Source organism: Halomonas sp. A29, from assembly GCF_046723295.1.
Taxonomy (GTDB): Bacteria; Pseudomonadota; Gammaproteobacteria; order Pseudomonadales; family Halomonadaceae; genus Halomonas.
Genome location: NZ_JAXQPR010000001.1, coordinates 278,988 through 292,009, shown reverse-complemented (window position 1 = coordinate 292,009; position 13,022 = coordinate 278,988). Strand labels below are relative to the sequence as shown.

Annotated in this window: 5 protein-coding genes; 2 read left to right on the top strand and 3 right to left on the bottom strand. The window is 57.3% G+C overall.

Annotated features, from left to right (window positions below):
• The first annotated feature begins 5 nt into the window (after positions 1-5).
• Positions 6-776, top strand: coding sequence for a metallophosphoesterase (locus SPH52_RS01360; RefSeq protein ID WP_411793199.1), 771 nt, complete (start codon positions 6-8; stop codon positions 774-776).
• Between the two features lie 18 nt (positions 777-794).
• Here the strand turns inward: SPH52_RS01360 and SPH52_RS01355 are convergent, their stop codons facing one another.
• Genes SPH52_RS01355 through SPH52_RS01345 form a run of 3 tightly spaced genes read right to left on the bottom strand, consistent with a single transcriptional unit; the run spans position 795 to position 2,482 of the window.
• A complete protein-coding gene (locus tag SPH52_RS01355) occupies positions 795-1,241 on the bottom strand; it encodes a GNAT family N-acetyltransferase (protein WP_411793198.1) in 447 nt (148 codons plus the stop codon).
• A gap of 40 nt (positions 1,242-1,281) precedes the next feature.
• Positions 1,282-1,920 (bottom strand): LysE family translocator, encoded by a 639-nt coding sequence (locus SPH52_RS01350; RefSeq protein WP_411793197.1) that lies wholly within the window; start codon positions 1,918-1,920, stop codon positions 1,282-1,284.
• A complete protein-coding gene (locus SPH52_RS01345; RefSeq protein ID WP_411793196.1) occupies positions 1,910-2,482 on the bottom strand; it encodes a CGNR zinc finger domain-containing protein in 573 nt (190 codons plus the stop codon). The genes SPH52_RS01350 and SPH52_RS01345 overlap by 11 nt, the downstream gene beginning before the upstream one ends.
• Positions 2,483-2,894: 412 nt before the next feature.
• On the opposite strand from SPH52_RS01345, the gene SPH52_RS01340 reads away from it, so the two are divergent.
• Positions 2,895-13,019, top strand: coding sequence for a hypothetical protein (locus SPH52_RS01340; protein ID WP_411793195.1), 10,125 nt, complete (start codon positions 2,895-2,897; stop codon positions 13,017-13,019).
• Positions 13,020-13,022: the final 3 nt, after the last annotated feature.

Genomic DNA, 13,022 nt, shown 5'->3' with positions numbered 1-13,022 from the left:
AGCCGATGCACAAGGTACTCTGGTTGACGGATCCACACCTCGTCGAGCCAGATAACGTAGCGTCCCAAGCGCCTGCCGAGGCCTGGCAGCGGTTCCGGCGCTGCCTGGACGAAATACGCCACGGTCACACGGATGCGGAGCTGCTCGTGCTGACTGGCGATCTCGTCCACCTGAACAACCCCGGTGCCTATACGTTGCTGCGCGAAGAGTTGGAGCGGTTGCCCATGCCTTACCGGCTGCTGGTGGGCAACCATGACGATCGCGCTGCGCTGCAAGAGGCGTTTCCCGATATGGCTATGGTTGGGAGCTTTCTTCAGGGCAGCGACGACATCGGTGAAGTGCGGCTGATCTACCTCGATACCCAAGCCAGCCAGGGGCACCATGGCGAGCTCTGCCTCTTCCGGCTCGACTGGCTGGCAGCGCAGTTGGAGGAAGCCTCGAGGCGTCCTGTATTGCTCTTCCTGCACCATCCGCCGATGGAAATCGGTGTGCCCGCCCTCGACAGGCTCAGGCTGTTGGAGAGCGAAGGACTGCGTGACTTGCTGCAGTCACGACGTGCCCCGACGCACCTCTTCTGTGGGCATGTTCACCGGAACGTATCGGGCCGATGGAGCGGCCACCCCTTTGCGTTGCTGAAGAGCACCAATGCTCAGTTTTCTTTCGATATGCAGGCGGATCGCCTGATACGTAGCGAGGAAGAACCCGGATATGGAGTTTTACTGTTCGATGATGAGAAGGTGGTCATCAATTACGTGGATGTCCTAATCGATCGCTGATGCTATCAGTTTTTCGGCTCAATACTTGAGGGCCAGCCGCAGCCTGTCCTTATGCTGGATGCCGTTCTCGTAGATCGGCTCGTCGTAGTGGATGAGGAAGTAATCCCGCTCCACGGCGACGACCCGAAATCCCGCACGCTGGTAGAAGGTGAGCTGGTAACCGAAGGTGCCGGTGCCCAGTTCGAGGCGGCGTGCGCCCAGCTCGCGGGCCATGTTCACGGCATGCTCCAGCAGCTTCGCCCCAATACCTTTCCCTTGATGCGCTGGGGTGACTGCGATGTTCATCAGTTCATGAATACCGTCGCCCATGGACTGGATGACGTAAGCGCCGACCGTTTCATTGCCGATTGTCGCGACGTAGCAGCTCGAACTCGCGAGATAGCGACGGATAGTGTCTGTCGAAGGGTCTGCTTCCAGCAGAAGATCGAGAGGGGCATCGGCGCTGGGTACAAGTTTTATGAACACGAAAATTTCCTACTTGTGAGACGCAACCTATCCAGGATTTTCATGGCCGCTCGGCACTCGTGCGCAGCAGCAGCATGCCCGCCAATACTAGCAGCAGACCTGTCGCCCGGTTCTGCCACGCTTGCAGATGAGGCTTGCCGAGACCTGGGAGAAACCGGTTCAGCAGGCTGACCAGCCCCAGCCAGAAGAGGATGCCGACGCCAATATCGATCACTCCCAGCAGCAGAATCTGTGGGCCGGCGGGTAGCGTGTCGTCGATGAACTGTGGAAGCACGCTCACGAAGAACAGTGCCGCCTTGGGGTTTAGGACATTGGTGAGCAGGCCCGTTTGAAAGGCGTGTTGTTTGCTGCAGTTGGCATCATGACTGGCGCATGCTGCTTCGAGTCGGTCCCGCCAGCCGAAGCCGGATAGAAGAATTCGGCAACCCAAGATCATGAGATATGCAGCACCGACGAGCTTGATGAGGGAAAACGCCACAGCCGAATGGGCGGCGATGGCCGAAAGGCCAAAAACGGCAAGCAGCATATGGCAGCACAAGCCGGCCTGAGCCCCAAGGGCTGCGACATGGCCAAGGGCACGCTGGCGCGCGGCAAAACGAGTGATGATCAGGAAATCCGGCCCGGGCACCAGATAGGCCACCGTAACAACGACCAGAAAGCCAAATAGATCAAGATTCATGGCGCCCACCGCTGCGTTTTTGATGACGTGCCGCCCTAGCCCTGTCACCGCATGCCGAACAACACCAGTGTTGATTGGGGCGCTGTCGATGGAAGAACTGACCGCAGCTGGGAGCATCGCAGAACGCCAGATGATGGAGTTGCCTCTCACCGAGCAGATCGACAATGGCATCGGCCAGTGTTGCCAGGAGGTTTTGACGTGGATCCTCCGCGTGAGCCGGAACAGTAATAGCGCTGCCGGCGTGCTTCCCCAACACCCGTGCCATTGGCATTCGGCTGACGATCGCGTTGACGTTCGCAACAGCCGTAGGGGGCAGTGCTTTTTCCTCGCTAGCAGCACGTAGTAGCGCCAGGGCGTCATCGCGAAGCTCGAGGAATGTCTCGAGAAGGGCAGCATCCACGACCTCCGGGTAGGGCACGCGCCCACACTCGTGCTCGAGCCATTCGGCCAGATCTCCCGGCTCGTTCAACAGCTCGGTCATGATGCTGCCTCGCCGTATTACCGTGTTGGCCAGATCGACCGCAAGGTGATCACCCAGCCAGTTCCATTTCGTTTCGGTCATGCTGTGAAGCTAGAAAGGCTCATGGGTTTTGTCAAAAAAACCATGAGACATGCTTTTGGCTAATCGCTGTCGAAGCATTCGTCGAATACGCGACAAGGCGGAGTCGCCAAGTTGCTGTCATCGTGCACTGTTCAGGCCTCCCTAAGTAAATCAGAAAGTTTTACGGGTTGCCGACGAAAAAGCAGAAAATTTTAGGGGTTGCACGTCTTTTGAATTCGTACAAGATTGGCGCATGTCTTTTATAGATTATTTATCTTATTTGCTTATTAATAAAAAGGAAGAAAGTGATAAATGGTATATTTCATCCCTTTATAAGAAGTGGTTAACCATCTCTCCTGATGATTCGTTGGGAGGGATGCGACTAGATAAGTGTCGTGGCTGTGTCGTTGTGACAAGACAAAGGAAATGACCGATGAGAATACAAAAAATTCTGCGCCTCCGCACTGATGGTTTTAACAACTTGTTTTCCAAGGCGCTCGACATGGCGCAGTGGAAGCTATCTTCTTCCTCCCCGATGGAGTCTATTACCTATTCCAAATGGGGGGCTAAGGCAGGAGGCGGACCGACCATTCGTAAGATCTCGAATGGTGGCAAGTCCGTGGATATCGGCGGAAATCTCGGTTATCGACTGGATAACCTCAAACAGATGATTCCGACACTATCACTGTCGCTCCACAGCGACGCTGCCGAGGTGGATGGCGACACGCTAAGGATTCGTGACCAAGCTCTCTTCGATACCATACAGACAGCGGTAAAGCCATGGAATGACTATCTCGAATCGGATGCCGGGACAGCAAAGCTCAAAAGTGCCGCCGCGGATGGAGAGATTAGCCCTCAGGAGGCTGCGGATATAGCCGAAGAGGTGGCTAAGGGGAGTGCCGAAGATATTGTCAAGGAGCTCCGCGAAGGGAAGGGGCTGGGTCAAATTGCCAAGGAGAGGGGAAGCAATCGTGGTGAGCTGATTCATCAGCTAGAAATGGCGGGTTTGGACGTCACGGTTCTGTGGGACATGGAGAAAAGTGATGTCGCCGATGATATTGCCGAGGGCAAGAGCCTCGAGGAGGTGGCCGAAGAACGTGGGTTGAGCCGCGAGGAATTGATCGAAGATCTTAACCAACCCAGAGAGGATAATTGGAAGGGCAAGAAGGAATGGCTGGAGGTCTACGATGCCGATGGTGAGTTACTGGTTGGCTACTACGACGGCAGCGACAAAAAAGGAGGCAATGAACTCAAGACTCGCTTTGCCAATGACGATGGCAACGAGGTCGAAAGGGTCGAGAAGGCCGATGGTGAAGTCAGCAAGACGACATCCGATGGAGAAGAGGGGAAAACCAGAACGGTGACGAAGCCCGATGGCACGGTCGAGAAGACCGTGATCGACGAGATCGGGCGCGAAACCACGACGATCACCGATACGCAGGCCGAGGGTGAGCCCACGACGAAAAAGATCACCAACAATGGTTATACGCTGACGACGGGAACGGACGGTAAGAAGACGCTCACGGACGAATCCGATGGGATGGTGTTTCCGATCGAAAAGGGCTCGGTCTTGGAGGGACTCGCCCGGACCTTGCTCGATCTGAACCCCGAAAAAAGCCGGAAAGATGCTGTCCTGTTGGCGGCGATCAAGCGTGACCTGGCGAATATGCAGCTTGCCGCTGCGGAGAAGGCAGCTAAAGAGTCCCCAAAAGAAAGGAAAGACCATGATCGCCAGCCCGCGATACCTGAGGCTGGCACGGGAAATGATGGTCTCGATCCGTATGGCAAGCCACCTGCGGATGGCAATCTCTGGGTGCCCCTCAATGGCGTATGGATGACTCCCGAGGCCGCACGCTCGACCTTGCAGGAAAAGGTGGTAGCCAGTTGGCTGGCCGAGGCGCAGGCGAAGGCGGCTCAGAAGCAAGCGGCGCTGGATGTCTATGCCCTTGATCCGAACTATCGACAGGCAATGGATTCTGCCACGACCAGAATGAACGAACTGCATGCACCCGAGATGCGCAAGGGCTATGAATGGGCGCGGCCTCGCCCTGAAGGCACGTTGGCCGATGCCAAGTTACGGCGTACCAACGCCAACCGAACGCTGGAAGGTACCAGCAAGTTACGCGAGGGCAGGGAGGCGGATGCAAAACGACTGCAGGGAATGCTCGCGAAGCCGACGCAGGAAAACATCGCCGAGTACTACGCGCATGCCCGTGAAGCGCACGGCGATTCGCCGAGCGTCCAGTCTATTGCCTTCGGTGACAAGCGCATTAATGTCGGCGGCAGCAAGGGACACTCCTGGGAAAATCTGCGTCTACTGTTCCCGGAGTTGAATGACAATCCTAACGTCTCCATGCGAGGCGGCAACTTGACGATCGGCGACAAGACACTGTTCGAGAGCGTCAAGGCAACAACGGAGCAATGGGATGAACTGGCGGAGGCAAACCGAGGAATCAAGGAGTTCTTCGAAGACAAGGAAGTAAAAGAGTTTGTGGAAAAGTTCGAGACGCTCTTCCGGAAACACTATCCGAGCTATTACTTTGATGAGCAGGGCTTCAAGTACAAGACCTCTTCCACGGAGAGCGAAAGCGGTAAGTTGAAGGACTCTCGGGTGACTCTCGACCAGGCGAGCGGCCAATTGGTGCTGCGCAATGTCTACGAGGGTGAAGGCAAGGGGAGCGAAGACGACCTCGTCTTCTACTTTCAACTTACCCATGCCCCTGGTGACCCTCGGCGTGGTGTTCCCCGTGTTACCACGGGAGATGCCGACACCGCGAGTGGCGAAGCCGGCGTCACCATCGTCAACCCTGAGCCCCGCAGCCACAGCAGCGTGACGGACAGAACACGCGAACGCAGTCGGCGCCTAGGGGAGCTCGATAAGCGCTGGGCCGATTTGAGAGGTGGTGACGATGGCTTGGATAGTCTTATCCAGCGCCAGGAGGCGGCACAGGAACCCGTCGACAAGCAATTCGAGGGGCTGCGCAGGCAGCAAGCCAAAGACGCACGCGAGCGGACCTCGGCGGCACAGGACGGTGTCGACGCGGCCAAGGAGGATGAGGGCGAGGGCACGCTGGTACCCGATGGCAACGGAGAACCGCAGCAGCTCGACCTCGACGATGCTCACCAGAAAGACGAAGGTTTGAAGGATCTCGATGGTCGTTGGGTGCACCCCAACGTCAAGACCGATTACCTGGCACTAGTTGCAGCGAATGATCGCTTTCAGGAGGGCGATGAGCTCCAGATGCGCATAAGAAAGGCGCTGCTATCACAGCCCGAGTTCGAGAAATACGCCAGGAAAGAGGGTTACTCATACGAACATGGCCAGCCCGCCGTATCCGGCAAGACACCGACGAAAACCACGGGTGAGCTCAACAGTAAGATTGAAGAGAGGAATGGCCACCTCTATCTAGTCAATACCTATGCCAACAAGACCGAGAATGGCACTAACGTCATCGAGCTGCGACTCACCTACGATCCCGGTGACGTGCCGGAGGGAGTCGAACGCACCAAGGAACAACGCCAGCTGGATAAAGAGTGGGCTACCTGGAAGGAAGGAGCTCGGGATAGCGACACCAAGAATCATCTCGAGGATGCCGAGACAGCCCGTGACCGGACCAGAAACAAGTTTGATCGCTCCCTCGACACGCTGGGCCGAGGTTCGCGAGAGAAAGTAACGGGGACGCCGACGGACGGCAAAAATCTCGTGCTGGTATCGGTGGGCGGCAATCAGTTCTGGGCCACGCCACGTCACGCCAAAGAGGTGCTGAGGCTGAACGAAGCCCGGGCGCAGGAGAACGCTCTCAAAGTTGGCGACCAAGAGTGGGAACTGAGGAGTAAGCGGAACGACTTCCTGGCAGGAGGTAAGCAAGTTTGGGCGCTAGATGATGGGAACCTGACGCCACTGCTTGATCCCCAGATGCTGCGGCAGTGGGCTCTGCATGACAATCACCACAAGATGATCGGCACGAAGGAAGGCCATGGTAGCCTGACCAAGGAACGGGTGCAGCTACTTGATAGCCAGGAAGATAGCAATATCACGCGGCGTAACCTCGAGAAACGCAAGATTGCCGGGGCAGAGAAGCAGGAGCCTGGGCTTGGCGATCTGGACCCGAAGCGCTTCGTAAATCCGGCTAAGGGCGATAGTGCAGAACCTGGCGATGAGTGGACGGACCGTGAACGTCAACTGCTCGATACGAAAGCAGGCCGGATCTGGCTGGGGGCCCAGCTCAATCTTGCTTCATTGAAGCAAGAAGAGAATCAGGCCGAAGCTTTCCGGAAGCAGTTGCGGAAAGATGTGCGATGGAGCGACTTCCTGCTGACGCAAGGGCAGCAGGAGCGCCGACCGGACAATCTTCCAGCCCTGAACGCGCGCTTTAACGGCTACAAGGACGTGGCCGACAAATCCATTGCCGAGCGCTTGGAGGCCATCAAAGCCCAGATTGAGGCGTCATCGAAGAATGGCTTGCGTGTCGATGGGGAGGGGGTTGCGGAGGCCCTGCGGCTGGCACTGGACACGAAGGATAACGAAGTTATCGGTGCAGTGGAGGGCCAGCTGCGTAATTTAGGCGGCAATGGGGCCGAGATCGAGATCGTGCCGATCCTCTATCGCGACGAAAGCACGGGAGTGCGTGATACGGCGCTGTTCCAGGTGCGCGACAAGAATGATGGTCGCTTGTGGCTGGTTGACGAGAACGGTAGCAAGTATCGGGGACTGGACGACTTCCAGCGAAACAGCCTGCTCTCTCCAGAGGGGCAGGTCTACCTGCCCACAGAGCTTGGACGGTTGACCGATCTCGATGGTAGCCCCGCCTACGAGTGGGGGCAGGCGCGAAAATTGAGTTTTGCGGAGCAACACCTGGACCTGCCGGTTTCTCTCGTGACTGGCGCTGCATCACTAGCTTCCTTCACCCCCTTGGCACCCGTTGCCGCTCCCATTGCCTATGCGGGAGGTACCTACCTGGGAATGCGCAGCATCGATAAGCTGCGCACCATGCATGCCCACGGTCGGTCGCTTGCGAGTTGGGAAGGCGTCATGGAAGGTGCCATGGTAGCCACATCAGTGCTGCCCATGGTCTCGAGCGGTGCGCGCTATATCGGCTTGACCGGCGCTGGGGTGAATGGAAGCACCGCGGCGCGCGTCAGCATCGGTGCCATCAGCCCACAATCCCAGAATCCGCTGTATCAAACAACGTCCAATCTGATGAGGCAGCGTGGGGGTGCCTTCACTACCGCGCGTTATGCCGATGCGGGAGCGTTGACACTTGGTGTACCCCTGGTGAGCTACTCGGCCTATGACATCGCGCAGCATGGAGGCGAAATGTCGGGCCTCGAATTGACCAATGCGCTGATGGGGGTTGCGAGCGGGACGTTTGGTACTGCGTACGGCGCCATCGGCCTGAAGAACACCTGGCCTCAAGGCCCTCGTGTCGCCGACGATGCGGCTGGCGAGACAGGGCCCTTATCCGTGTCGTCAGCCTATCATCCCATGGACCCGCCGCACCAAACTGTCCGCTTGGTTGATGAGGCAGGAGTGACCCTCGATGCAAAGGTGCCGTTTGGCCCGTCACCCGCAAGCGCCGAGGCGATGTATGTACCGCCGGAGATCGGGCCTCGCCTCAGTACCGAACAGCTAAGGGGCTCTGGCAAGATGCACCTAGCGACCAGTGAACGCGAGTGGGTTATGCCCAGTGTGAGAGGTGGCTCTGAAAAGAGTGAACCAGCGGCGACAAATCCCAATCAACCATCGAGAGGCATAGCGTATTCGGCCGAACAGGGGGTGATGGGATCAAGAGGGCCAAGCGATCTGTCAAATCGAAAACTAACGCATCTCATACACAATCACGCTCTTTATTACAATCAGTGGCTGCCCGGTCAGTTGGGACGCCCGTATCCGGCCACGGAAGCAGAGATGAGTGTTTTTATGGCACTCCGCGATACGAGCGCTGAGCAGGGGCATGCAGTTCGCTTCGCGGTGGGGAATGTGATGCCACAAAAGGCTTTCCATCAGCAGGGTGGTGGACTTGAACTTGAAGATATAAGCCTGTTCTCATCGTTCAGCGATGCGTCGGAGCATGTTGCGAAACAACCCGTAGGCAATATACCGGAGTCTTCTGGCCGGTGGGTGTACAAGGTTGTAGTTCCCGAGCAGCTGGCGGCCTCATGGGCTCGGCAACGCACGATTGGCCATATCTCAACTAAGCAGATAGAAGGCGGTCTGTGGGTCTATAGTGGCCGTTGGCTGCTGTTCCCCGGTCCGGTGGTCAATTCTCAATACGTTGGGCAAGCGGGAGCGGCCAACCAGCAACTGAACCAATCATGTAAAGATACCCTCGGTTTTGGCAGAATAAAGAGGGAGAGTTTCAATCCTTTCGAAGGCGATAACCCTACGGTGGGAATCCGCGTGGGGTGGTCGCTGCCGGCTGGGTTCGAACGCTGGTCGCCTGGAAAATACGCGAGGGAGATGATCGTAAAATCACCAACCTTGCGCTCGCACTATGATGAGGCAACCCAAAAGTACGGCACTAAAATTGTGTTAGGCCCAAATGAAAAAGGTACTTATTACGATTCTGAGCACAACGTAATTGTGCTTGCTCGATGGTACATGGAGAAGCCTGATAATTTGTTAATTACGCTTGCGCATGAATTGTCGCATGCCGTTTCATATCAACGAGGAGAAAAAAGTTCTGCCCGGGCAGGCGCACCAATATCGACGAGACCCGGTCGCTTGTTACCAGTGCTACGCCTTCAGGATGGGCATGGGGTTTTACGCCTGGGTGAGGGTATGCGCAGCGAGGTAGTCGAAACCAGCGTCGATGCTAATTTGCAGGAGGAAGGGGTTGCAGTGCTTAACGAATTTCAGGTGCATAACGAGTGGCTTCGTACAGGTAAGGCTCTCTCCGATGATGTAAGACCGTTCGTAGCGTTACAAGATTGGAATATCTTTCAAATTTATGAAAAATATCGCGATGGAAGATTTAGTTGGCAGGAGGCTACTGTAAAACTTGGTGAGGTTGTGGCGGAGTTGCCTCCTTCGGTTAATTCATCCATTTCTTATCGCCAATATTATACAAAAGCAGAACTTGCTTATTACGCTTTAGTTAAAGCGCGAGCGCGGCAGTTGGAAGTTTATCAGAGACCTGAGAGTTGGCCTGATGGACCTTCAGTATTTATGGCGGCTCCAGAGCCCAATCACCTATCGGGTAGTGCCGCGTCTCCGGCTCAACAGAGGGTATTCGGATCAACAGGGCCAAGCGAGCTGCTCAATCTAGAGACTCTTGTGTACCAACACGCTATGTATCGCGATCCGACGCAGCTCAGTCTGCCGAAACATCAGTATGAGCCCACGCCGGCAGAGGTGAATGTCTTGAATATGCTTCGCGATCCGGGCGCTGCGCAGGGCAATGCAGTGCGCTTCGCAGTGGGTGAAGAAATCCCGCTCGAAGCTTTTCACCAGCAGGGCGGTGGCCTCAACCTTGCTCATGCACGCCTATTCTCATCGTTCGACGCTGCGGTGGACTTTGCTGCGTCGCTCCCCCCCAAGGGTATGCGGCAGACTCCTGGCGGGTGGGTCTACAAGATCGTGGCTCCCGAGCCGCTTGTGAACGCATGGATCCAGCCACGGCCGGATGAACGTATCTCCACTGCGCAGATAGAAGGCGGCCTGCGTGTCTACTCTGACGGTGGGCTGTTCCCTGGCCCAGTGGTTAATTCTCAGTACGCTGCGCCAGTGGCAATGGGGGGGAAGAGAACGGACAACGAGCCGCCGAACCAACTGGGTAGAGATACTCCACCAGCGAGACCGACCGTCTCCCTGGAGAGAGCCACGACGGCACGCACGCCTGTGGAGCCCCCGATGATGAGTGAGGCTGCTGAGCCCGGTACCCGCCCGGTCTCCCTGGAGAGGCCCATGACGGTACGTACGCCTGTGGAGCCTCCGACGACGAGTGAGGCTGCTGAGCCCAGTACCCGCCCGGTCTTCTTGGAGAGGTCCGTGGCGCCGCGCGCACTGTCGGTATCACCGGAAGCCGAAGGCCGTGCCCGAGTCTATCGTCTCGAAGACATCGAGGCGCTGAATCAGGCATCGCAACATGGTGCGCTGCCCCCCGGCCATTACGTTCATTTGATCCGTACGCCCGAACTGGATACCGGTTCTTTCGCCCTGCAGCGTGGTACGGTGCCTCGTAGTGGCCTGATCGACGAAGGCGGTAACTTCCGATGGCCGGCTGGCCGAGAGATCGATGTCGTCAACGGTGGCGGTCGGATCCATGTAGTGGTGAGCGAGCTGTCGGCCGGCCAGATCCGCGAACGCTTCCGCAGCGGTGAAGGCCTGCCCTTCGCCGTCTATAGGAACAATGGGTTCTGGAGCGCGTCGTCGAATGTATCGACGAGCCCACCGCCGACAGCGATGGCAATCTCTCCAGCGGCACCTGCAGCACAGCAGCAGGGTATGACGCCACCTCGGCCGACGCCTGCGGTACTGCTGCAGTCAGATCCCTCGCAGTCATCATCCACTGCGCCAGACAGCGGTATCACCGTGACCATGGATGCCGATGGCCCAATTGTTCATATCCACAACATGACGGCAGAATGGCAGCCCGTGATGGGAAATTCCTGGCGTTTCAGCGGGCGGCGTTCCCTGTATGACAGGAGGGGTAGCGGAGCAGTCCCCGAAACCATTGCCGTCGAACGTAATACTCTGGAAATGGCGCTTGGCTCACGAGCCGTTGAGGCCATTCCATCCCACGGCTCGCAGGTAAGAGTGAGTATTCCTCAGGTGGGCCATGAAGGGGGGAAGGCATCCACACTGCCGGTTGAACCTTCTGGACCGGCATCGCGTCTGTGGCAACGCCTATCGCCAAACGCCCAGGCCAACGTGGCTGCGGGGAGCACAGTAGCTGCGTCAAGCGCTGGCGCTACGGGAGTCATTGTCGGGCTTGGTGATCATATGAACAGTATGGTGGATGGCTCCCCTGCTGGCTTGATTACCGATCTGGCGGGCACCACTCGTGGTGGCTTGATCTTCAGCAAGGCCAGGCGCCAGAAGTGGATCAACAGTCAACGAGCTGCGATCGAGGGAGGACAGCTCAATCAGAGACTATTGAATTGGGATATCAGTCGAATCTATTCGGCGAAAAGAGCCTTGGCTCTTGGCGAAGCGGACATGTCGAGGGCAGCCGCCATGGCCGAAACGCTGTGGGCGAAATACCAATTCCTGAATAGCTTGCCGGTTTCCCCTGAGAGCGAAAGCCGTGGATGGACGACGGCTCGGCGTGATCAAGCCATCCGGGAGGCCGTCAGCGACTATCAGAGAGGGCTCGAGGCGCTGGCCAGCCCTGAGGTATTGAGTATTGATCCGCTGGTAGATCCACGCACTCGACGAGGGCAATTCTATCAGGGCTTGGTGACGGCAACACATGCAGGCAATGTGGGCGTATCCGCGGTGTATCTGGCGAATGGAGGGCTCTTCGATAGCCGCTATCCGATATCGCTGCAGGTGGTGGATAAAGCCGGGGCGGTCGGTTTCATGTGGGCCAATACGACCCTAGGGGCGAGCGCGGCAGCAAAAATGGGGACTGGCTTGGCGAAGGTCGATCCAGGGCGAGTGCCCAAACGATTGGACCAACTGATCAAGCTTGGCACGGCCAACGGCTCGTTCTTCTATGCAGTGTTTACGCCCTCATGGGCGGCGTTCACCACGCATACCGCTGCGACCGCCTTCGCGGAGGGCAAGTATGTTCTTGGTGTGGCCAATGGTTTGGCCGTGCCCTTTCAGGTCGCTCTCAGCCATGTCGGGATCGAGATCCTGCGCCTGGACTCGATCGCGCTGCGCAAGGCCATGTACGGAGATAACAAGCCCGCCAACTTCACACGGAAGTGGCTAGGCCTTGGGCTTGTGCCATGGGCCCTGTTGACGACGGGCACGTCGATCTATCTGACATGCAAAGGGGAGTACGTAGAGGGGGGAGCCTTGGGTGCCGGGGCGCTCATCCAATTGCATTTCATCCTCCAATCCAGACGACTGGATTGGGTCAACGATATGCAAGCCCATAATTTACGAGGTGCTTGGCTGAGAGGCGTTGAGGCCGACCACAACAAGAGCGAGATTGCGTTGGGTTTCCTGTTGGCGGGCAGCATGGCGATTCCGGCAGGTACCAAGCTGGCCGAACTGCTCCAAAGCGACCCAGAAGAGACAGAGAGAGAGAAGGTGCAGGAGAGTCCTCCCGACCCTGTTACTCCACCAAGAGACGACGAGGTGGAATCGGCCCCTCCCGGCGATGTCGAGCAAGAGGATTCGACGCCGCCACCGAAGACTCCAGAGGAGTCCGATGACGCCATAGAGGAGGGCAGGGATGGTGAGACGGAGGAGACAGGGCGCTTCAACCCTGAGCTGAAAGATTCAGCGGGTTATGAGGAGATCATCGTGCTACCGGGACAGACGATAGGGGGCATCGCGGTAAGGCATGGCCGCGACATCACTGAAGTGGTATTGCTGAATATGGACCACATTCCTGATCCCAGTCTCCTCTATCCTGGTGATCGTATCTATCTGCCAAAGTGAGAC